The sequence below is a fragment of the Pseudodesulfovibrio thermohalotolerans genome (assembly GCF_021353295.2).
GTDB lineage: Bacteria > Desulfobacterota > Desulfovibrionia > Desulfovibrionales > Desulfovibrionaceae > Pseudodesulfovibrio > Pseudodesulfovibrio thermohalotolerans.
Window position 1 is genome coordinate 1,235,654 of record NZ_CP120635.1, and the last position, 20,446, is coordinate 1,256,099.

The 20,446-nt window shown below is 59.8% G+C and carries 19 protein-coding genes and 5 tRNA genes; 16 read left to right on the forward strand and 8 right to left on the reverse strand.

What is annotated here, in order from left to right:
• Window positions 1–14 precede the first annotated feature (14 nt).
• From carA to LF599_RS05665, 5 genes are read right to left on the reverse strand one after another with little or no spacing between them, the layout of a single operon-like run.
• A complete protein-coding gene (gene carA, locus LF599_RS05645) occupies window positions 15–1,139 on the reverse strand; it encodes a glutamine-hydrolyzing carbamoyl-phosphate synthase small subunit (protein ID WP_279522610.1) in 1,125 nt (374 codons plus the stop codon).
• Complete coding sequence (gene kdsB, locus LF599_RS05650) at window positions 1,139–1,879, reverse strand: 3-deoxy-manno-octulosonate cytidylyltransferase (RefSeq protein WP_269941397.1); 741 nt, start codon at window positions 1,877–1,879, stop codon at window positions 1,139–1,141. The genes carA and kdsB overlap by 1 nt, the downstream gene beginning before the upstream one ends.
• Window positions 1,880–1,897: 18 nt before the next feature.
• A complete protein-coding gene (locus LF599_RS05655) occupies window positions 1,898–3,184 on the reverse strand; it encodes a 3-deoxy-D-manno-octulosonic acid transferase (protein WP_279522611.1) in 1,287 nt (428 codons plus the stop codon).
• Window positions 3,185–4,096, reverse strand: a complete 912-nt coding sequence (locus LF599_RS05660; protein ID WP_279522612.1) for a D-alanine--D-alanine ligase family protein — start codon at window positions 4,094–4,096, stop codon at window positions 3,185–3,187.
• Complete coding sequence (locus tag LF599_RS05665; protein WP_269941396.1) at window positions 4,062–4,565, reverse strand: HD domain-containing protein; 504 nt, start codon at window positions 4,563–4,565, stop codon at window positions 4,062–4,064. Before LF599_RS05665 ends, LF599_RS05660 begins: the two co-directional genes overlap by 35 nt.
• A gap of 525 nt (window positions 4,566–5,090) precedes the next feature.
• On the opposite strand from LF599_RS05665, the gene hypD reads away from it, so the two are divergent.
• Window positions 5,091–6,185 carry a hydrogenase formation protein HypD gene (hypD, locus tag LF599_RS05670; protein ID WP_269941395.1) on the forward strand — a complete coding sequence of 365 codons (1,095 nt, stop codon included), beginning with the start codon at window positions 5,091–5,093 and terminating at the stop codon, window positions 6,183–6,185.
• Between the two features lie 2 nt (window positions 6,186–6,187).
• Window positions 6,188–7,192 (forward strand): hydrogenase expression/formation protein HypE, encoded by a 1,005-nt coding sequence (gene hypE / locus LF599_RS05675; protein ID WP_279522613.1) that lies wholly within the window; start codon window positions 6,188–6,190, stop codon window positions 7,190–7,192.
• Window positions 7,193–7,561: 369 nt separating this feature from the next.
• On the opposite strand, the gene LF599_RS05680 is transcribed toward hypE, so the two are convergent.
• From LF599_RS05680 to LF599_RS05690, 3 genes are all read right to left on the reverse strand, one after another.
• Window positions 7,562–8,575, reverse strand: coding sequence for a chemotaxis protein (locus LF599_RS05680; protein ID WP_269941394.1), 1,014 nt, complete (start codon window positions 8,573–8,575; stop codon window positions 7,562–7,564).
• A gap of 62 nt (window positions 8,576–8,637) precedes the next feature.
• The gene (locus LF599_RS05685; RefSeq protein ID WP_279522614.1) at window positions 8,638–9,657 is read right to left on the reverse strand and encodes a tRNA dihydrouridine synthase; all 1,020 of its coding nucleotides are present in this window, start codon (window positions 9,655–9,657) and stop codon (window positions 8,638–8,640) included.
• Between the two features lie 65 nt (window positions 9,658–9,722).
• On the reverse strand, window positions 9,723–10,400 hold the full coding sequence (locus tag LF599_RS05690) for a substrate-binding periplasmic protein (RefSeq protein ID WP_279523080.1): 678 nt from the start codon (window positions 10,398–10,400) through the stop codon (window positions 9,723–9,725).
• Window positions 10,401–10,773: 373 nt separating this feature from the next.
• Here LF599_RS05690 and LF599_RS05695 point away from each other — a divergent pair.
• The 14 genes from LF599_RS05695 to rpoB all read left to right on the forward strand — a co-directional run bounded on the left by LF599_RS05695 (window position 10,774) and on the right by rpoB (window position 20,378).
• A tRNA-Thr gene (locus LF599_RS05695) sits at window positions 10,774–10,849 on the forward strand.
• Between the two features lie 12 nt (window positions 10,850–10,861).
• Window positions 10,862–10,947 (forward strand) — tRNA-Tyr (locus LF599_RS05700).
• Window positions 10,948–11,010: 63 nt separating this feature from the next.
• Window positions 11,011–11,087: transfer RNA gene (locus tag LF599_RS05705), tRNA-Gly, on the forward strand.
• A 46-nt stretch (window positions 11,088–11,133) separates the two neighbouring features.
• Window positions 11,134–11,209, forward strand: a tRNA-Thr gene (locus tag LF599_RS05710).
• 88 nt (window positions 11,210–11,297) lie between these two features.
• Window positions 11,298–12,491: an elongation factor Tu gene (tuf, locus tag LF599_RS05715; RefSeq protein ID WP_269941392.1), complete on the forward strand. Its 1,194-nt coding sequence runs from the start codon at window positions 11,298–11,300 to the stop codon at window positions 12,489–12,491.
• 2 nt (window positions 12,492–12,493) lie between these two features.
• On the forward strand, window positions 12,494–12,643 hold the full coding sequence (rpmG, locus tag LF599_RS05720) for a 50S ribosomal protein L33 (RefSeq protein ID WP_269941391.1): 150 nt from the start codon (window positions 12,494–12,496) through the stop codon (window positions 12,641–12,643).
• 12 nt (window positions 12,644–12,655) lie between these two features.
• Window positions 12,656–12,732, forward strand: a tRNA-Trp gene (locus LF599_RS05725).
• 84 nt (window positions 12,733–12,816) lie between these two features.
• Window positions 12,817–13,074, forward strand: a complete 258-nt coding sequence (gene secE / locus LF599_RS05730; RefSeq protein ID WP_279522615.1) for a preprotein translocase subunit SecE — start codon at window positions 12,817–12,819, stop codon at window positions 13,072–13,074.
• 33 nt (window positions 13,075–13,107) lie between these two features.
• The gene (gene nusG, locus LF599_RS05735; RefSeq protein ID WP_269941390.1) at window positions 13,108–13,665 is read left to right on the forward strand and encodes a transcription termination/antitermination protein NusG; all 558 of its coding nucleotides are present in this window, start codon (window positions 13,108–13,110) and stop codon (window positions 13,663–13,665) included.
• Between the two features lie 43 nt (window positions 13,666–13,708).
• Window positions 13,709–14,134, forward strand: a complete 426-nt coding sequence (gene rplK, locus LF599_RS05740) for a 50S ribosomal protein L11 (RefSeq protein WP_279522616.1) — start codon at window positions 13,709–13,711, stop codon at window positions 14,132–14,134.
• Between the two features lie 14 nt (window positions 14,135–14,148).
• Entirely contained in the window at window positions 14,149–14,856 is a 708-nt protein-coding gene (rplA, locus tag LF599_RS05745) for a 50S ribosomal protein L1 (RefSeq protein WP_279522617.1), read from the forward strand.
• A gap of 152 nt (window positions 14,857–15,008) precedes the next feature.
• Window positions 15,009–15,530: a 50S ribosomal protein L10 gene (gene rplJ / locus LF599_RS05750; RefSeq protein ID WP_279522618.1), complete on the forward strand. Its 522-nt coding sequence runs from the start codon at window positions 15,009–15,011 to the stop codon at window positions 15,528–15,530.
• A 40-nt stretch (window positions 15,531–15,570) separates the two neighbouring features.
• Window positions 15,571–15,957 (forward strand): 50S ribosomal protein L7/L12, encoded by a 387-nt coding sequence (gene rplL, locus LF599_RS05755; protein ID WP_279522619.1) that lies wholly within the window; start codon window positions 15,571–15,573, stop codon window positions 15,955–15,957.
• Window positions 15,958–16,244: 287 nt separating this feature from the next.
• Window positions 16,245–20,378 carry a DNA-directed RNA polymerase subunit beta gene (gene rpoB / locus LF599_RS05760; protein WP_279522620.1) on the forward strand — a complete coding sequence of 1,378 codons (4,134 nt, stop codon included), beginning with the start codon at window positions 16,245–16,247 and terminating at the stop codon, window positions 20,376–20,378.
• Window positions 20,379–20,446: the final 68 nt, after the last annotated feature.

A 20,446-nucleotide genomic window follows, 5' to 3' on the forward strand; every position in this document is an offset into this window, starting at 1 on the left:
GCTGAGGTTTTGGGCTATAGCCCGGTGCTTTCCCTGACCATATCACGGAATCTCGGGAAGAAATAGCGGCTGTCGTGGGGGCCCGGTCCCGCTTCCGGGTGGTGCTGGATGGCCAGGATGGGTTTTTCCTTGTGCCGGAATCCCTCAAGGGTGTTGTCGTTGAGGTTCACATGGGTCTTTTCCAGGAAGTCCAGGCCTTCCACGTCTACGCAGAACCCGTGGTTCTGGGAGGAGATTTCGATCTTCTCGGTCTGGAGGTCCATGACCGGATGGTTGCATCCGTGGTGGCCGAACTTGAGCTTGAAGGTGGTCCCGCCCATGGCGAGGCCGAGAATCTGGTGGCCGAGGCAGATGCCCGCCACGGGCAGGTCCTGGCAGAGGTCCTTGGCGGCTTCAACGGCGGTGGTGACGGCGGCCGGATCGCCGGGGCCGTTGGACAGGAACACGGCGTCCGGGCCGAGTTCGCGCACCTGGGCCGCTGTGTAGTGGGAGGGCAGGACGATCATGTCGAAGCCCTGTTCCTCCATGAGGCGCAGGATGTTCCATTTGATGCCGAAGTCGTACACGGCGAGCTTGGGACCGTTGCCCTTCCAGGCGAAGTCTTTCATGTCGTCGATGAAGACCGGCTTCTTGCCGTTCCAGGTATAGGGCTTTTCGCAGGACACGCGGTCGGCCAGGTTAAGGCCTTCCATATTTTCGATGGAGCGTGCCTTTTCGACCAGTTCCGCGGGATCGGCGTCACCGGTGGCGATGAAGCCGCGCTGGGCGCCGTTGATGCGCAGATGGCGGGTCAGCGAGCGGGTGTCGATGCCTTCGATGCCCATGACGCCGGCCTGGGTCAGATACTCGGGCAGGGACATGGCGGAACGCCAGTTGCTCGGCTTCTTGCAGCATTCCTTGACGATGAATCCGGCCGCCTGGACCTTGTGCGATTCCACGTCCTCGGGATTGACGCCGTAGTTGCCGATGAGCGGATAGGTCATGGTGACCATCTGTCCGGTGTAGGACGGGTCGGTCAGGATTTCCTGGTAGCCGGTCATGCCCGTGTTGAAGATGACCTCACCGGAGGCTTCGCCCTGCCCGGTGAAACTCGTTCCCTTGAAAATCGTGCCGTCTTCGAGGGCAAGGATCGCTTTCATCAATGATTCTCCAGAATGGTCTTTACCTTGACGAGGTCCTCGGGCCTGTCCACTCCGTGGCAGGTGTGCCGCGTCTCGGTTACGTAAATATCGATGCCGTCCTCAAGCAGACGGAGTTGCTCCAGTTTCTCCCGGAGCTCCAGCGGACTCGGGTCCAGCCTGCCGAACCGCTCCAACGCCTCCATGCGGAAGGCGTAAAGGCCGATGTGCAGCAGAAAGCCGTGCAGCTTTTCGTCGCGGTCGAAGGGCACCAGCGAGCGCGAAAAGTAAAGCGCGCGCCCGTCCATTGCGCGGACCACCTTGACGCGATCGGGCGAGGCCGCCTCGTCCGGGCCGATGGATGTGGCCAGCGTGGCCACCCGCACCCGACGGTTCGAGAAGGGCCGCACCAGCTCGGTGAGCATGTCCGGCTCCAGGCACGGTTCGTCGCCTTGGATGTTAACCACTACCGCGTCGGAGTCAATGGACAGGGTCCTGGCCGCTTCGAGCACGCGGTCCGTGCCGCTGGAATGGTCCGAGCGGGTCATGACGGCGGGCACGCCGAGTTCCCGCGCGGCTGCATGGATGCGTTCGTCATCCGTCGCCAGGGTGACGCTGGTCATCTGGGGACAGGCCGAAGCCCGCGAGTAGACGTGCCAGAACATGGGCTTGCCGTCGATCTCGACCAGCGGCTTGCCCGGGAACCGCGAGGACTCGAACCTTGCGGGGATGATGCCGTGACATTCGGGGAATTCGCTCATTGCTGCTGCGTTGCGTGTTTAATCGTTATTGAGAAAATCGGCAACCTGTTTGGCGACCGCTTCCGCGCCGCCCCTGCGGTCCCGGATATATTGTCCGGCCGCGGCGGCGATCTGTTTGCGCGGCGGCGTGTTGTCCAGAATCTTTGTTAGCGATTCCAGGGCGTCCCGCCAATCGGACGCTTCCACCGCCAGGCCGGATTCGATGATTTCGCGGCCCACCCAGGCGAAATTCTTCCAGTGAGGTCCGGTCACCGGGGTCACACCGCAGGTCAGGGGTTCCAGAAAATTCTGACCGCCGAGCGGGGCCAGGGAGCCGCCCACAAAGGCCGTCTTGGCCAGTCCGTAGGCTGGGACCAGTTCGCCGAAGGTGTCCCAGAGGATCACGGTGCCGGGCTTGGCCGTTTCGGTCAGGCGGGACCGCAGGACCCAGTTGAGCCCGGCTCCGTCGATGGCGGCGCGCCATAGGTCCAGGTGGTGCATGTGGCGAGGGAACAGGCCGAGCACTGTGGCCGGGCGCGCGGAAAGGAGTCCGGCGGCCAGCCGGGTGACGTCGTTGAGTTCTTCCCGGCGCACCGAGCCGAAAATGACGAAATCGTCCTTGGCCGAGATCAGGTCCTTGAGGGGATTGCCCGCGCGGGCCATGGGACCGGCGTCGCCCATGCGGTCGAACTTGATGTTGGGCATGACCTGGACTCGGTCGCGGCCGAACAGGGTTCCGAAGCGGCGGGCATCGGTCTCGGAGACGGCCATTATCCGCTCCGGCGCGAGTTCGCGGAACAGGGCGGGCCAGGTCATGTATCCGGCCAGTGATTTGGTGGTCATGCGTCCGTTGGCCAGAAGCACGGGAACGCCGCCGGTCTTGCAGGCGGATAGAAAGCCGGGCCATATCTCGGTTTCGAGGATGACGGCCAACTCCGGCCGCACCCGCTCAATCATGCGGCGCATGAGGCCTGGATCGTCGAAGGGAAAATACCACGGCTGCACGGCCAGCCCGGATTTGCGGCCGTTGATCTCGTCCGCCGCCCGGACCAGGGTTTGGTGCCCCTGGAGGGTGTTGGTGGTCACGAGCACGCGCAGGGGGCCGGATGCGGAGGGCCGCAGATGCCTGAGGATTTCCCAGGCCAGGTAGGCCTCGCCACCGCTGGCCGCCTGTATCCACAGGTGGGCCGGAGCGGGCAGGCCGCCGTCCAGGGTGCGCTGCTCCCAGCCGTCCTTGAGCCGTCCGTTGAACCTGAGCAGGGGCAGGACGGCCTTCCAGACCAGCCCGTAGGCCCGCAGGCCCATGTTCACGCCGGTTTTTCCCATCTAGCCCCTGCCTTGCAGGCCGAGCCGGATGAGCTCGCCGATCAGTTCGGTGAAGGAGTAGCCCACGTGGGCCGCGGCTCGGGGCAGCAGGCTGGTGGGGGTCATGCCGGGCAGGGTGTTGACTTCCAGCAGGTAGGTTTCGCCGTCGGCGGTGGCGATGAAGTCGCCCCGGCTGTAGCCGGTCAGGCCCAGCGCCGCGTGGGCGACGAGCATCTGCTCCTGGATGGATTTGGACAGCGCTTCGTCCACAGGAGCAGGGCAGATTTCCTTGGCTCCGTCGGCGGCGTATTTGTTGTCGTAATCGAAAAAGTCGGACCCGTCCCGAGGAGTAATCATGACGAGGGGCAGGGCCTCCTTGCCGAGAATGCCGCAGGTCAGTTCGACACCGTGGACATAGGTTTCCACCAGGGCGGACTGGCACATGGCGAAGACCTTGTCCAACGCCGCCGGGAATTCCTCGGCCGTGCGGACCAGGGACATGCCCAAGGAGGAGCCGCCCTTGTCCGGCTTGACGAATACGGGCAGGGGAAGTTCCAGCGGGGTCTCCCGTCCCTGCGTGGGGGTGATGAGCTGCCAGCCCGGGGTCTTGATGCCGTTGGCCTCGAAGACCTCCTTGGCGGCGGCCTTGTTCAGGGCCAGGTAGGAACCGGCGGGACCAGCCCCCTGATAGGGACAGTCCGCCTTGTCCAGAACGGCCTGGATGAGGCCGTCCTCGCCCGGTTCGCCGTGCAGGTTGATGAAGGCGAAATCCGCGCTTTTGGCTATGTTGAGCAGGTTCCGGAAGTCGTCGGCCGGGTCGAAAAATGTCACTTCATGGCCGAGTTCATCCAGGGCGGTCCGAATCTTCTTCGCTCCGACCAGGGAAACGTCGCGTTCGTCAGACCAGCCGCCCGCTATCAAAATCACATGCATTGAGGTCCACCTTGAGTGTGTCGCATATAAGTTGTTCCAGTTCCAGGGCCTGCCGCTTGGTTTCGTTGATGCGGTCCTGGAGGTTCATCGGGATGCCGTATCGGATGATGAGGTCCCGGAAGCGGTCCTCGATGGACACCAGCTCGTTGTGGTTCACCCGCTTGTCCGCGTAAAGCACGGCCAGGGGCGTGAAGTAGCGCGCAAGATCCATGTCGAAGGGCCAGTAGACGTGATGGCTCACCCCGCAGGCGATGACCGGGTTTCCGGTCAATTCGGCCACCCAGGCGCCGCCGAGTTGGCTGTGGTTGCCGCCGTGGCGGATGCAGTATGTCTTGGCCAGGTCGTGGAGCAGGGCCGAGGCGCGAACCGTCGGCACGTGTACATCCATGCCCGCATCAACGGCCCGTTCGGCGATACAGGTGGCGACGGACGCCACCATGCGGCTGTGCTCGGCCACGTTGTCGAGCATGGCGAATTGCTCCCAGTACCGGAAGCACTGCGCGTCGTCCGGGACGAATTGTCCGGGAACATGCGCGGCGGGCGGCGGTGGGGGGAGAGGCGATATGTACCGGCCGACGGGTCGGGAAGCGTTTTCTTTGACAGACATGGCGTGCGTGCGCGGAGCGCGTCTGGTTGGCCGGGATGCACCAGCGCATCCGATATCCTCAATCTATCAGCACGGCCGGAAAAAATAAAGCTGGCGGGCACGGGAAAAACCGGGCGGCATTATCACAGACCATTCTTTTTCCTGAATTCCGGGGGCCATGCGGGTGATGGGCCGGAGGCGGTCGACGGACGGCGGAATCCTCGGCTGTCGGCGATGCGGCGGTTCCCGTCGCGGACACGAGCGCGTTGCAATGCCGGAGGCAATTCGCTTTTATCGTAACTACCGGTCGAATCTGCCGGTTTTTCATTTGCTCATATCATTCAGAGAGTATATGACTGTCGCTAACCTAAAGAAATCGGTTCATCAATCAGCCTAAAGGATTATGCTTTGAGCTTCGAATTACTTGAAAAATTTCGTGATCCTGACCTGTGCCGGAAAATCCTCGACAAGATGGAATCCGAGCTGGACCGTGAGCTGCGCTTCATGGAGGTTTGCGGCACCCACACCGTGGCCATCTTCCAGAGCGGATTGCGTTCCCTTTTGCCTGAGAAGGTGGTGCACCTGAGCGGCCCGGGCTGCCCGGTCTGCGTCACCCACGAGTCGGAGGTCAACGCCTTCCTTGATCTGGCCGGACGCGACAAGGTCATCATGGCGACCTTCGGCGACCTCATGCGCGTGCCCGGCGACAAGGGCCGCAACCTCAAGAAGGCCATGGCCGACGGCGCGCGGGTAAAGGTGGTCTATTCGCCCTTCGACACCCTCAAGCTGGCCAAGGAAAATCCGGACGATCTGGTGGTCTTCATCGGCGTGGGCTTCGAGACCACGGCGCCGACCATCGCCGGGACCATGAAGATGGCCCGCCAGCAGGGCATCGAGAACCTGCGGATTCTCTGCTTCCACAAGACCGTGCCCACCGCCCTGGACGCGCTCCTTTCCGACGAGGCCATCAACATCGACGGCTTCATCCTCCCCGGCCACGTTTCGGCCATCATCGGCGTCGAACCCTATCGGTTCATCGCCCGCGATTACGCCAAGTCCGCCGTGGTCACCGGGTTCGAACCCCTGGATATCCTCCAGTCCCTGAACCAGATGATCGAATGGCGAAACAAGGGCGAGGCGCATGTGTCCAACAACTACACGCGTATCGTCGGCGAGAACGGCAATCCCAAGGCCCTGGAAATCATGTATGAGGTTTTCGAGCCCTGCGACGCCCTCTGGCGCGGCCTGGGGCTGATCCCCGGCTCCGGCCTCGAAATCCGCCCCGAATGGGAGCAGTTCGACGCCAAGAAGGAATTCGGCATCGAAATCAAGGAAAGTCCGTCCTTGCCCGGTTGCAAGTGCGGTGACATTCTCAAGGGCGTCAAGCAGCCCGATCAGTGTCCTCTTTTCGGCAAGGCCTGCACCCCGGCCGATCCGGTCGGCCCGTGCATGGTCTCCACCGAGGGCAGTTGTGCGGCATACTACAAATACAAATTGGATTAGACATGTCTGACAAGGTGTTACTCGATTACGGCAGCGGCGGGCGCGCTTCCCAGCGCCTTATCTCCGAACTCTTTCTCAAGCACCTGGGCAACGACGAACTCGACCGCCTCAACGACGCGGCCGTGCTTTCCCTGTCCGGCAAGGTGGCCATGTCCACCGACTCCTTCACGGTCGACCCGATCTTCTTTCCCGGCGGCGACATCGGTTCGCTCGCCGTGCACGGCACGGTCAACGACGTGGCCATGATGGGCGCCATTCCGCGTTACATCACCTGTGGCTACATCATCGAGGAAGGGCTTCCCATGGCCGATCTGGAGAAGATCGTGGCCTCCATGGGCGAGGCAGCCCGCAAGGCCGGGGTCAAGGTGGTCACCGGCGATACCAAGGTCGTGCCCAAGGGAGCCTGCGACAAGATATTCATCAACACCACCGGCATCGGCGATGTCATTGCCGACCCGGCTCCCAGCGGCGACGCCGCCCGCCCGGGCGATGCGGTGCTGGTCTCCGGGACCATCGGCGACCATGGCCTGACCGTGCTCGGCACCCGCGAGGGGCTCGATTTCGAGGCAAAGGTTCAGTCCGATTCCGCCGCGCTCAACCACCTGCTGGTCAAGCTTGTTAGCGAGCTGCCCGAGGTGCATGTCCTGCGCGATCCTACCCGCGGCGGCTTGGCCACCACTCTCAACGAGATCACCAAGAGTTCCAACGTCTGCTGCGAGCTGATTGAAAATGACATCCCGGTGCGGGCCGAGGTCAAGGGCGGCTGCTCCATTCTCGGTCTCGACCCTCTGTACCTTGCGAACGAAGGCAAGTTCCTCTGCGTTCTGCCTGGGGAATACGCCGACAAGGCATTGGAAATCATGCGCGCCGATCCCCTGGGCCAGGACGCCCGCCGTATCGGCACCATGACCGACGCCAACCCCGGCAAGGTCGTCCTCGTCACTCCGCTCGGCGGCAAGCGGCTCCTCGGCATGTTGGAGGGCGAACAGCTCCCCCGAATCTGCTAGGCGCTATGTCTGCAAGAAAAACAAAAGGCCCGGCATAAGCCGGGCCTTTTGTTTTGGCGGGCCGCCCCCTGTCCTTATTTTACTCCCCGAATCCTTTTGCGTGCGCATCCGCACGGGTAATGATCGTCGAAGGGATTAATCTCTTTTCAAATGATGGTCTGACTTTTGGCGATTGATGAAATGAAAAAAACAACACTAAATTCGAATTTCCGCGAAGCGGCGCCAAAAAGTTTGGAAGGGGGAGTCCAGAGGGGGAAACTTTTTCAAAAGTTTCCCCCTCTGGCCGCCGGAGGCTCTTCAAAAACAAGACAAAGGGGCTCGGCAAAGCCGAGCCCCTTTGTCTTGTGAGATTATGCCAAGCCGGTCCGTCTACCTGGCCTGCGCCTTGCGGTCTTCGATGAGTGCGGCGGCGCGGCGGGCGAGTTGGGTGATTTCCGGTTTCGAGATTTGGTCGTCCGCGCCCACGGTTTCGCCTCGATGACGGAGCTTGTCGGTGATGAGCGAGGAGAAGAGGATGACGGGCAGACTGCGCAGGACCGGGTCTTCCTTGACACGTCTGCACAGATGGTGGCCGTCCATCATGGGCATTTCGATGTCCGAGACAAGGACCTGGACGTAGTCGGTGATGGGGCGTTCCTCGTCCTGGGCGCGTTTCTTGATCTCCAGCAGCCGGTCCCAGCATTCGCGACCGTTGGTGGTCTTTTCCACCTGGAATCCAGCCTGGCCGAGCATGTCGCGGATCATTTCGCGGATGAGCGGGGAGTCGTCGGCAATGAGGGCCTTGTAGCCGGAGAAGCCGTCGAGGACGAAGTTGTCGTCGAACTGGAGACGCATGGCGGGATTGAGTTCCGAGACGATGCGCTCGAGATCGAGGATGAAGACGATGCGGTCCTCGAATTTGACCACGCCGGTGATGGAGTCCGAGGACAGGGCGGACACGTATTTGTTGGGAGCTTCCACGTCTTCCCAGGAGATTCGGTGGATGCGGGTCACGCCGGAGACCATGAAGGCCGAGGTAACCTGGTTGAATTCGGTGACGATGACCTTGGGCGGTTCGTTCTCCACCCGTTTTTTCTTGAGCCAGATGGACAGGTCGAGCAGGGGGATGATCCGGGAGCGGAGGTTGAAGGCTCCGAGCACGGACGGGTGGGAAACCTCGGGCATCTCCGTGACCTTGGGCATCCGGATGATCTCCAGCACCTTGGCCACGTTGACGCCGTAGTATCCCTTGCGGCTGGGTTTGTGCCCATTTCCGAGGGCCTGGTCTTCCTGGTTGGCTTCTACGTCGGCGGATTCCTTGGGTTCCTCTTCAAGGTAGAATTCGACGATTTCCAGTTCGTTGGTGCCCGCTTCGAGCAGAATGTCGGTGGACTGGGTGCCCATGGTGATATCGTTTCCTTGTCAAGGGTGTGGAATGATTAAGGCAACAGGGGTGTGTGTAAACGCTATCGGCAAATTTCGTCAACAGGGGGCCAGTCGGTTTCGGGATCGGCGGGTTGCAAATCGCGAATGACGGCCGCCGCCTGCTCCAGGTCCTCCCAGGTTTCGCATTGTAGCAGGGAGGCCCGCAGGGAGCGGATACCCCTGAGGCCTTTTGCGTAGCGGGGGATGATGGAGCGGATTTTGCGGAAGGAGCGCGCGTCTCCTTCGAAGAGCCTGGTCAGACGGATGTGTTCGCAGACTATGTCCGCCAGGAACGCGCCGTCGCGCACGGGCAGGGGAGAGCCGTTGCGCAGGGCCGCGTAGCGGGCGAATATGGGGGGATCGAAGAGGGCTCCCCGGGCGAACATGATGGCGTCGATGCCGGTTTCCTCGATGCAGCGTACGCCGTCTTCGGCGGAGAACAGGTCGCCGGAGCCGATGACCGGGATGGACACGGCCTTTTTTAGTTCGGCAAGTTTCGCCCAGTTGGCCTGTCCCGCGAACATTTGCCTGCCGTAACGCGGGTGGAGTGTGACCCAGTTCACGCCGACGTCTTCAAGTCTCCGGGCGAGGTCGAGGAAGACTTCCTCACCTTTGTTGAAGCCCAGGCGGAACTTGACGCCCACGCGGCCGCCCTCGGGGTGCTCGGCGGCCTTGGCCACCATGATGGAGGCCAGTTCGACCAGTTTGTCGAGATCCTCCATGAGTTGCACGCCGGAGCCGGACTTGAGGACCTTGCGCACCGGGCAACCGGCGTTGAGGTCGAAGTTGCGGTACCCCATGCCGACCAGTTTCTCCATGACCGGGTGAAAATACTGCGCCTCGGAGCCGAAGAGCTGGAGGACCATGGGGTCGTCCTCGGGGCAGGTGGCGATAAGTCGTCGAGTTCCGGAGTTCTTGAAGGCCATGCCTTTGACGGAGACCATCTCCGAGCAGGCCACGCCGCATCCGTACTTGCGCACGAGCATACGGAAGGGGAGGTCGGAGTAGCCCGCCAGAGGGGCCAGCCAGGGGGAATCGGGTGTGATGGAAAAACGGTTCATGACGGGATGCACATACGGGTTGGGCGTGTGTGAGTCAAAGAAAAAGAGATCGGGCCGGGATTAACTCAGTAATAGCGTTCGTAAAGTTCCTGGAATCGTCCGGAGCTGATGAGGGCGTTCAGGGCGGCCTGCCACTTGCGAACCACGGCGTCGTCCACTTCCGGGGAAAAGGCGATATAGCCCGCGGACTGGAGCAATGGTTCGGACACGCGGCGTATGTCGGAGGCCGGGAGTTCCGTCTGGCGGAGTTTGCGCAGCAGGGTTTCTTCGGAGGAGACGGCCAGGGTGACCGAACCTTCTTTGAGCATGGCGAAGCATTGGAGATAGGTGCGTACGGGCACGATGTTCTTGAAACCGAGTTCGAGCAGGGTGGCGTGATGCTGGCTGCCGTCCACGGCGCAGATGGCCGGGACCTGTCTGGCTTCCGCGAGTCCGCCGATGGGGCCGTTTCGCCGGAGGCCGTAGAGATAGTCGATCTCCCGCTGGAGCGGCCCGACCCATTTGAACCGCTCCTCGCGTTGCGGGGTACGGTATACGTTGAAGAATACCGTATCGGGCCGGGAGGTGAGGGCTTGCATCCCCTGCGCGAACGACACTTCCCGGATGCGCCCCTTGTTGCCGATGGCGAGCATGATTTCCCGGACGACCTCCAGATTGAAGGCGCGTTTGCCCGTGTGCTCGATGCCGCGCAGTTCCCAGTTGTCCTGATCCACGTATGCTTGGCCGGCCAAGTCGTGGGTCATCACGACGAGACCGCCTGCGATGACGGGGCAGGGGGCGAGCAAAGCGAATGCGGCAAGGAGAAGGGCCGTTAGTTTCATGGGCTTGTTATTGGTTGTGAGTTGTCGACAAGATTCTATAATAGATTATACGCGTCCGTAGGGCTATTATTATAAACAGATATGAGCACGAGGGGAAAGGGGAAGGCCGTGGAAATGGCCAAGGTTGAAAAGAATTTTAAAAAAAAGCCGCCTCAGGGTTGACAAACTGTCGCTTTTCTAATTAAACCGGCCCGTCTTCGAGCGGAAGACGACACTTCCCGGGATGCGGGAAAAAAGGTCGTTGAAAACTCTTGATTTTTGACATCGCGGCGTATATAGACTTCGTTCCCGGTTGGCTGGCGTAGCTCAATTGGTAGAGCAGCTGATTTGTAATCAGCCGGTTGCGGGTTCAAGTCCCATCGCCAGCTCCAGTAAGATAAAATGGTGGGGTTCCCGAGTGGCCAAAGGGAACAGACTGTAAATCTGTCGGCATACGCCTTCGGAGGTTCAAATCCTCCCCCCACCACCACTTTTTTTTCGAGTCACACTGTAGGAGGCGGCATCAGGGTCGCTGATGGACTACAGAGAGTGAGCGGGAATAGCTCAATTGGCTAGAGCATCAGCCTTCCAAGCTGAGGGTTGCGGGTTCGAGTCCCGTTTCCCGCTCCACTAAGCCGTCTCTCTTCTTCCATCATAATACACAGTGAGTGGCTTTGCTCACGTAGCTCAGTCGGTAGAGCACATCCTTGGTAAGGATGAGGTCACCGGTTCAAATCCGGTCGTGAGCTCCAGAACGGTTTTTTTGTTTGTTTTTGCGCTGTCCACAAGTATTTAGAAATAGAAACCTACACAACTTTATTGATCCAGGGGGTTACTGAAATGGGTAAAGCTAAATTTGAACGTAGCAAGCCTCATGTCAACATCGGCACCATCGGTCACATTGACCATGGTAAGACCACGCTGACCGCTGCTATCACCAAGCTGGCCGCCATGGCCGGTCAGGGTGAATTTGTTGCCTTCGACGAGATCGACAAGGCTCCCGAAGAAAAGGAACGCGGCATCACCATCGCCACCGCCCACGTCGAGTATGAGACCGAAAAGCGTCACTATGCTCACGTGGACTGCCCCGGTCACGCCGACTACATTAAGAATATGATCACTGGTGCCGCCCAGATGGATGGCGCCATCCTGGTTTGCGCCGCCACCGACGGTCCCATGCCGCAGACCCGTGAGCACATCCTGCTCGCTCGTCAGGTCGGCGTGCCCGCCATGGTCGTCTTCATGAACAAGTGCGACATGGTCGACGACGAAGAGCTGCTGGAACTGGTCGAGCTCGAAATCCGCGAGCTGCTGTCCAAGTACGACTTCCCCGGCGACGACATTCCGGTCATTCAGGGTTCCGCTCTGAAGGCCCTGGAGTGCGACTCCGTCGACGATCCCGCCGCCAAGCCCATCTTCGACCTGCTGGCCGCCTGCGACGAGTACATCCCCGAGCCGGAGCGCGACATCGACATGCCGTTCCTGATGCCCGTTGAGGACGTCTTCTCCATCTCCGGCCGTGGTACCGTTATCACCGGTCGTGTCGAGCGCGGTGTTGTCAAGGTCGGCGACGAAATCGAAATCATCGGCATCAAGCCCACCATCAAGACCACCTGCACCGGTGTCGAGATGTTCCGCAAGCTGCTCGATCAGGGTCAGGCCGGTGACAACGTCGGTCTGCTGATCCGCGGCGTGAAGCGTGAGGATGTTGAGCGCGGCCAGGTTGCTGCCAAGCCCGGCTCCATCACTCCGCACACCAAGTTCAAGGCCGAGGTCTACGTCCTGTCCAAGGATGAGGGCGGCCGTCACACCCCGTTCTTCTCCGGCTACCGTCCGCAGTTCTACTTCCGTACGACCGACGTCACCGGCGTCGTCACCCTGGAAGACGGTGTCGAGATGGTCATGCCCGGCGATAACGCCACCTTCAATGTTGAGATGATCGCCCCCATCGCCATGGAAGTCGGTCTGCGCTTCGCTATCCGCGAGGGCGGCCGCACCGTCGGTGCCGGTGTCGTCACCGAGATCATGGAGTAATCATGCGAGTCAACATTCAGCTGCAATGCACCGAGTGCAAGCGTAAGAACTACGCTACGCAGAAGAACAAGAAGAATACTACCGGACGTCTGGAAGTGTCCAAGTATTGTCCCTGGGACAAGAAGCACACTCTCCACAAAGAGTCCAAGTAGATTCGATAGAGCAGGGGCATAGTTCCAACGGCTAGAACGCCGGTCTCCAAAACCGGATGTTGGGGGTTCGAATCCCTCTGCCCCTGCCAACTAAGTCTTTGAAAGCGGTGCGGGGTCTTGCTCGTAAAACGGCAGGACCCCGCCACACGCTCAATAATTTGGGATAAAGAGATATGGCCAAAAAGAAAGGCAAGAAGGCCGCTGAAAAGCAGGCCGTACAGTCCCAGGCAGCCGGTCTGAAGGGCAAACTCACGGAACTCAAGGAGTTCTTTGAGGAGTCCAAAGTCGAGATCAAAAAGGTAGTCTGGCCGACCCGCAAGGAGACCGTCACCACGTGCATCGCCGTGCTGGTCGTTTCCGTGGTCATCGCTCTCTACTTGGGCGTTGTGGATTTGGCGCTCTCCAAGATCGTCGAGACCATCCTCTCCTAGGACCAAAGCTACTTGCAAAGGCTGGAACGCAACATGGATGCCATAATGGAACACGCAGCGCCTCGTGCACGCTGGTACATAGTTCACACCTACTCGGGTTTCGAGCAGCGCGTGGAACAGACCGTGCGTGAAATGATGCGCACCGGACAGGACAAGGGCCTTATCGAAGAAGTCGTCATGCCCACCGAAAAGATCGTCGAGATGGTCAAGGGTGAGCGGAAGACTTCGACCCGCAAGTTCTATCCGGGCTACATCATGATCAAGATGATCCTGACCGACGATTCCTGGCATCTCATCCAGTCCATCCCGCGCGTGACCGGATTCGTCGGCGGCAAGAACCGCCCGACTCCCATGCGTGATAGCGAGGCGGAGAACATCCTCAACATGATGGAGAGCCGCCAGGAAAAGCCTCGTCCCAAGTTCAACTTCGAACGCGGCGACGAGGTCCGGGTCATCGATGGCCCGTTTTCCGGGTTCAACGGTGTTGTGGAAGAAGTCAATTACGACAAGGGCAAGCTCAAAGTATCCGTCTCTATCTTCGGGCGTCAGACTCCTGTGGAGCTTGATTTTGTCCAGGTGGACAAGGGATAGCCCGGATTGTCGCTAACAGCGAAATTTCTCATCGAGGAATACAATGGCTAAGAAAGAATTAGGAAAGATCAAACTGCAGATTCCCGCTGGCAGTGCGAACCCTTCTCCGCCGGTCGGTCCGGCCCTGGGTCAGCACGGCGTGAACATCATGGAGTTCTGCAAGGCGTTTAACGCCAAGACGCAGGACCAGAAGGGTCTGATAATCCCGGTTGTCATCACCGTGTACGCGGACCGTTCCTTTGATTTTATCACCAAGACCCCTCCGGCTGCCGTGCTTCTGTTGAAGGCCGCCAAGCTTGAGAAGGGTTCCGGTGAACCGAACAAGGTCAAGGTCGGCAAGGTCACCAAGGCGCAGATCAAAGAGATCGCCGAGTTGAAGATGGCCGATTTGAACGCCAATGACATCGAGCACGCCATGCTTCAGATTGAGGGCACCGCCCGCAGCATGGGCCTCGAAGTCAAGGCCTAGTGAGGTGGAGAAGTATGCCTAAGCATGGAAAAAAATACCGCAACGCCGTTGGTGATCGTGACACCGCAGTGCGCGTCGATGTGGAAGAGGGCGTGAAGGCCGCTGTGGCCGGTGCCTATGCCAAGTTCGACGAGACCGTGGATGTGGCCATCAACCTGGGCGTCGATCCGAAATACTCCGATCAGATGATCCGTGGCGCCGTCAGCCTGCCCAACGGACTGGGCAAGGACATCCGCGTCGCCGTCTTCTGTCGGGGCGAGAAGGAAAACGAGGCCAAGGAAGCCGGTGCCGATTTCTACGGTTCCGATGAACTGGTCGAGAAGATTCAGTCCGGCTGGCTCGATTTCGACAAGGCCGTGGCTACACCCGATATGATGGCCGTGGTCGGCAAGATCGGCCGCGTGCTCGGTCCCCGTGGGCTGATGCCCAACGCCAAGACCGGCACCGTGACCATGGACGTGGCCAAGGCCGTGTCCGAACTCAAGGCCGGTAAGGTCGAGTTCAAGGTCGACAAGGCCGGCGTGCTGCACGCCCCCATCGGCAAGGTTTCCTTCGGCGCTGATAAGCTGCTTGAGAACCTCAAGGCTCTGCTGGATATCGTCGTGCGCATGAAGCCCTCCTCCGCGAAGGGTACTTACATGAAAGCGCTGGCCGTTTCCTCCACCATGGGCCCTGGCGTCAAGATTGACCCCTTGACGGTTCGCAAGTTTCTCGAAGTTTAATTAACCAATGAAATGCCGGACCCCTTCGGGGGTCCAGTAGATAATCGCACGGAAGGTTGAGTCAGAGAAGGCAGGTGGGGCTGTGTCCCCTTAATCATCCTGCTCAGACAACGCTTTGACCTGCTTTCCGGGCCTAAGACGAGGAGTGGTAGATGAACAGGCAAGAAAAAGCCCAAATCATCGAGCAGCTGCACGAAAAAGCTTCGCGCGCCAGCATCGCCGTCGTCACCGACTTCAAGGGCATGACCGTTGAGGAAATGACCCAGTTGCGCTCCAAGTGCTACGAAGTCGGCGTCGATTACCAAGTCGTCAAGAATACCCTGGCCCGGTTGGCTCTCAATGACACCGATCATGGTGTATTGAGCGAACACCTTAAAGAGAACTGCGCCATTGCGCTCGGGTACGAAGATCCCGTTGCCCTTGCCAAGGCGCTGTCCGATTACGCCAAGACGAACAAAAAGTTCGCCATGCGTTTCGGTACCCTCGAAGGCCAATTTCTTGACAGCGACGCCGTGAAGGAACTCGCCAAGATGCCCAGCAAGCCTGAGCTCTTGAGTTCCCTCCTCGGCACGATGCAGGCCGTACCTCGCAATTTCGTCTGTCTGTTCGCCAACATCGAGCGCAAATTCCTGTATGCCTTGACCGCCATCAAGGAACAGAAGGAAGCCGCGTAAACCCAAGGTTCAAAGCGAATCAATTTCAAGGAGATTTATCATGGCTGATATCACCAAAGAGCAGGTTGTCGAATTCATCGGCAACATGACCGTCCTGGAACTTTCCGAATTCATCAAGGAACTCGAAGACGTGTTCGGCGTTGAGGCTGCTGCCCCCGCCGCTGCCGTCATCGCCGCTCCGGCCGCCGGTGGCGAAGCCGCCGCCGAGGAAGAGAAGACCGAGTTCGACGTTGTCCTGACCTCCGCCGGCGGCAACAAGATCGCCGTCATCAAGGCTGTCCGCGCCATCACCGGCCTGGGCCTGAAGGAAGCCAAGGCTCTGGTCGACGAAGCTCCGAAGGCCCTGAAGGAAGGCGTCTCCAAGGATGAGGCCGACGAGGCTGCCAAGCAGCTGCAGGAAGCCGGCGCCGAAGTTGAAGTCAAGTAACTTCAACGCGTTAAGCTAACATAGCAAAGAGCGCTCGCCCTCTTGAAAAGGGCGTTGCGCTCTTTGCTCTGTATGTATATATAATCGTTTAATCGCCTTTCGACATTGGGTTTCAGCGCTGTATGATGCGAATCTGCTCCTCGTCGGTGTGCCGGGTTTTTGGTTCCGGCTACAGCTTATCTACCCAATTTCCGCATCGGTCTTTCTGACAGGCCGCTGCGCCAGACAGAGGGTAAGGGCTCCCCGCCCCGCGCCCCAACCATCAACCGCTCATGCATGAGGGTACAATGGGTCAACTGAGAAAAAAATTCGGCAAAATCGTCAACACGCTCCCCATCCCGCATCTGCTGGAGCTCCAGGTGGATTCGTACAATCGTTTCCTCCAGGCAGATACCCCGCCGGCCAGCCGGGGCGACTTCGGGCTTGAGGGTGTGTTCAGGTCCGTTTTTCCCATTGAAGATTTCAACAAGACCGCTAGCCTTGATTTCGTGTCCTATGAAATCGGCGAACCAAAATACGACGTCGATGAGTGCATCTCCAAGGGTCTGACCTTCGAGACGCCCATCCGTATCACCGTCCGTCTCGTAGTTTTTGACGTGGATGAAGAGACCGACAACCGCACGATTCGCGACATCAAGGAACAGGACATATACTTCGGCACGCTTCCGCTGATGACAGAGAAGGGCACCTATGTCATCAACGGCACCGAGCGTGTCATTGTTAACCAGTTGCAGCGTTCCCCGGGCATCATTTTCGAGCATGACTCGGGCAAGTCCCACTCCAGCCGCAAGGTCCTTTATTCGAGCCGCATCATCCCCATGCGCGGGTCCTGGCTCGATTTCGATTTCGATCACAAGGATATCCTGTACGTGCGCATCGACCGTCGCCGCAAGATGCCCGTGACCATTCTGTTGAAGGCCATGGGACTCTCCCGCGCCGATATTCTCGACTACTTCTACGACGTCGAATCCTATACCTTGCTCAAGAGCAAGGTCATGCGCAAGGTCGTGGCTGAGCAGTACCGCAAGGAAACCGCCTACACCGATGTGGAAGTCGACGGCAAAGTCATTCTCAAGAAGGGCGTCGACATCACCAAGGGCGCCTGGAAAAAACTCGTTCGCCACGAAGTGAAGGCTATCGAGGTTGATCCAACTTCCCTGATCGGCCTGTTCCTGGCCCGCGATATCGTGGACAAGAACGGCGAGGTCATCGCCGAGGCCGCCGAGGAACTGAGCCAGGATCTCATCGACCGCCTTCGCGACGCCAAGATCAAGGATCTGGATGTTCTGCACACGCATGGCATGGAGGTATCCTCCTCCCTGCGCGACACGCTGCTGCTCGACAAGACCACGGACATGGAGACTGCACAGATTGAGATCTACCGCAGGCTTCGGCCGAGCTCCCCGCCCACGCCCGAGATTGCGGCCAGCTTCTTTGAGAACCTGTTCCGCTCTTCCGACTACTATGACCTTTCCAGCGTGGGTCGGTACAAGCTCAACTCCCGTCTGAACCAGGATGTGGACCTTTCCATCCGTACCCTGACCAACGAGGACATTCTCCTTGCGGTCAAGGAACTGATGCGCCTCAAGGATACCCACGGTCCGGCCGACGATATCGACCACCTGGGCAACCGCCGTGTCCGCCCTGTTGGCGAATTGGTCGAGAACCAGTACCGCATCGGCCTCGTCCGCATGGAGCGCGCCATCAAGGAGCGTATGTCCCTGCAGGAAGTGGCCACCCTGATGCCCCATGATCTCATCAACCCCAAGCCGGTTGCCGCTGTGCTCAAGGAATTCTTCGGAACCTCCCAGCTCAGCCAGTTCATGGACCAGACCAACCCGCTCTCCGAGGTCACTCACAAGCGCCGACTGTCGGCGTTGGGACCCGGCGGCCTGACCCGCGAGCGTGCGGGCTTCGAAGTGCGCGACGTGCATACTTCCCACTACGGCCGTATCTGCCCCATTGAGACCCCGGAAGGTCCGAACATCGGTCTGATCGTTTCCCTGACCACCTACGCCAAGGTCAATGACTACGGTTTCATTGAGACTCCGTATCGTAGGGTGGTGGACAAGAAGATCACCAACGATATCTCCTATATGGACGCCTCCAAGGAGGCCAAGGAAGTGGTGGCCCAGGCCAACGCTCCCCTGGACAAGAACGGCGTCTTCATCAACGCCCGCGTCAACGCGCGTCTGGCTGGCGATGTCCAGCTGACCGCGGCCGAGGACGTTACCTGCATGGACATCAGCCCGAGCCAGACGGTTTCCATCTCCGCCGCGCTGATTCCCTTCCTGGAGCACGATGACGCCAACCGCGCGCTCATGGGCTCCAACATGATGCGTCAGGCCGTGCCGCTTCTCCAGGCCGAGGAGCCGCTCGTCGGCACCGACATGGAAGGCCCGGTCGCCCGTGATTCCGGGGCCTGTGTCCTGGCCCAGGAGGATGGCGTGATCCACTACGTGGACGCAGAGCGCATCATCATCAATTACGATAATGGATTGTACCCCAACTCCGGCGGTTCCAAGCATTACGAACTGCAGAAGTGGCACAAGTCCAACCAGAACTCCTGCTTCGGCCAGACGCCTCGCGTTCAGGTCGGGCAGCGGGTAAAGAAGGGCGATGTCCTGGCCGACGGTCCGGGCATCGATCACGGCGAGCTTGCCCTGGGCAAGAACCTGCTGGTTGCCTTCATGCCCTGGTGCGGCTTCAACTACGAGGACTCCGTTCTTATCTCCGAGCGCATGGTCAAGGAGGATGTCTATACCTCCATCCACATCGAGGAGTTTGAATTGGTCGCTCGCGACACCAAGCTCGGACCCGAGGAAATCACCCGAGACATCTCGAACGTTTCCGAAGAGATGCTCCGTAACCTCGACGAATGCGGCATTATCCGCATCGGCGCCCGGATCAAACCGGACGACATCATGGTCGGTAAGATCACGCCCAAGGGCGAGACCCAGTTGACCCCCGAGGAGAAGCTGCTGCGCGCCATCTTCGGCGACAAGGCACGCGATGTGAAAAACACCTCCCTGAAGGTTCCGCCGGGAATCTCCGGCACCATCGTCGACGTGAAGGTCTTCAACCGCCGTTCCGGCGAGAAGGACGACCGCACCAAGGCTATCGAGGACGCCGAGCTGTCGGCCTTCGACGTCAAGGAGCAGAAGCACATCGCCGCCCTGACCGACGCCATCCGCGAAAAGGTTTGGACCGTGCTGGAGGGTGCGAAGCTGAAGAAGGACCTCGCCGGTCCCAAGAAAGCCACCCTGGGCAAGACCGGGGAGGTTATCGACCGCGAGGCCGTGGACTCCGTTCCGGTCAAGAAGCTCATCGGCCTGTTCGACCGCGAGGTCAACGATCAGCTCAAGCTGGTCGTGGCCGACTACGAGCAGCAGGTCGCCTTCATCAAGAACATCTATGATGTGAAGCGCGAGAAGGTGACCGAGGGCGACGATCTGCCTCCGGGTGTCATCAAGATGGTCAAGGTCTACGTCGCGGTGAAGCGTAAGCTCTCCGTGGGCGATAAGATGGCTGGCCGTCACGGTAACAAGGGTGTCGTATCCTGCATCCTGCCCGAAGAGGATATGCCGTTCTTCGAAGACGGCACTCCCATGGACATCGTTCTGAACCCCCTGGGCGTTCCCTCCCGTATGAATATCGGGCAGATCATGGAAACGCACCTGGGCATGGCCGGACGCAAGCTTGGCCAGCAGCTTCAGGCGACGCTTGAAGAGGGTGAAAACTCCATCGCGGCCATTCGCGAGGAGGTCAAGTCCATCCTCGACACCGGCGACATGAATGAGCTTATCGACAGCATGTCCGATGAGGAGTTCGTGGAAGCGGTCAAGAAGCTCAAGAACGGCATCGTCGCCAAGACTCCGGTTTTCGACGGCGCCGAGGAAGAGGGCATCTGGAACTGGCTGGAAAAGGCCGGACTCGCTTCGGACGGCAAGTTCATCCTGTATGACGGCCGTACCGGCGAACCGTTCCACAACCGGGTCACCGTGGGCATCATGTACTATCTCAAGTTGCACCACCTGGTTGATGAAAAGATCCATGCCCGGTCCACCGGCCCCTACTCCCTGGTTACGCAGCAGCCTCTGGGCGGTAAGGCTCAGTTCGGCGGCCAGCGACTCGGTGAGATGGAAGTCTGGGCCCTTGAGGCCTATGGCGCCGCCTATCTTCTGCAGGAATTCCTGACCGTCAAATCCGATGACGTGCAGGGCCGTGTGAAGATGTACGAGAAGATCGTCAAGGGCGACAACTTCCTGGAAGCCGGTCTGCCGGAATCCTTCAACGTCCTGGTCAAGGAACTCATGTCGCTGGGTCTTGATGTGACCCTGCACTACGAGGACCGCAAGCGTCCCGGTCAGCCGCAGCAGCCCGCAGCCGTTCCGGCGGGGCCTCAGCCGCTGGTGGACTAGGCCCGGACAAAACAAGGTAATTGGCCCGGCCGGCCTTATTCGGCCGGCCGGGCATGATATAACTTTTT

What these genes read in the sequence shown, in the direction of transcription:
- carA (WP_279522610.1), bottom strand. Translation starts at nt 1,139, where the DNA reads ATGAAAGCGATCCTTGCCCTCGAAGACGGCACGATTTTCAAGGGAACG.
- kdsB (WP_269941397.1), bottom strand. Translation starts at nt 1,879, where the DNA reads ATGAGCGAATTCCCCGAATGTCACGGCATCATCCCCGCAAGGTTCGAG.
- LF599_RS05655 (WP_279522611.1), bottom strand. Translation starts at nt 3,184, where the DNA reads ATGGGAAAAACCGGCGTGAACATGGGCCTGCGGGCCTACGGGCTGGTC.
- LF599_RS05660 (WP_279522612.1), bottom strand. Translation starts at nt 4,096, where the DNA reads ATGCATGTGATTTTGATAGCGGGCGGCTGGTCTGACGAACGCGACGTT.
- LF599_RS05665 (WP_269941396.1), bottom strand. Translation starts at nt 4,565, where the DNA reads ATGCTCGACAACGTGGCCGAGCACAGCCGCATGGTGGCGTCCGTCGCC.
- hypE (WP_279522613.1), top strand. Translation starts at nt 6,188, where the DNA reads ATGTCTGACAAGGTGTTACTCGATTACGGCAGCGGCGGGCGCGCTTCC.
- LF599_RS05680 (WP_269941394.1), bottom strand. Translation starts at nt 8,575, where the DNA reads ATGGGCACCCAGTCCACCGACATTCTGCTCGAAGCGGGCACCAACGAA.
- LF599_RS05685 (WP_279522614.1), bottom strand. Translation starts at nt 9,657, where the DNA reads ATGAACCGTTTTTCCATCACACCCGATTCCCCCTGGCTGGCCCCTCTG.
- LF599_RS05690 (WP_279523080.1), bottom strand. Translation starts at nt 10,400, where the DNA reads ATGACCCACGACTTGGCCGGCCAAGCATACGTGGATCAGGACAACTGG.
- tuf (WP_269941392.1), top strand. Translation starts at nt 11,298, where the DNA reads ATGGGTAAAGCTAAATTTGAACGTAGCAAGCCTCATGTCAACATCGGC.
- rpmG (WP_269941391.1), top strand. Translation starts at nt 12,494, where the DNA reads ATGCGAGTCAACATTCAGCTGCAATGCACCGAGTGCAAGCGTAAGAAC.
- secE (WP_279522615.1), top strand. Translation starts at nt 12,817, where the DNA reads ATGGCCAAAAAGAAAGGCAAGAAGGCCGCTGAAAAGCAGGCCGTACAG.
- nusG (WP_269941390.1), top strand. Translation starts at nt 13,108, where the DNA reads ATGGATGCCATAATGGAACACGCAGCGCCTCGTGCACGCTGGTACATA.
- rplK (WP_279522616.1), top strand. Translation starts at nt 13,709, where the DNA reads ATGGCTAAGAAAGAATTAGGAAAGATCAAACTGCAGATTCCCGCTGGC.
- rplA (WP_279522617.1), top strand. Translation starts at nt 14,149, where the DNA reads ATGCCTAAGCATGGAAAAAAATACCGCAACGCCGTTGGTGATCGTGAC.
- rplJ (WP_279522618.1), top strand. Translation starts at nt 15,009, where the DNA reads ATGAACAGGCAAGAAAAAGCCCAAATCATCGAGCAGCTGCACGAAAAA.
- rplL (WP_279522619.1), top strand. Translation starts at nt 15,571, where the DNA reads ATGGCTGATATCACCAAAGAGCAGGTTGTCGAATTCATCGGCAACATG.
- rpoB (WP_279522620.1), top strand. Translation starts at nt 16,245, where the DNA reads ATGGGTCAACTGAGAAAAAAATTCGGCAAAATCGTCAACACGCTCCCC.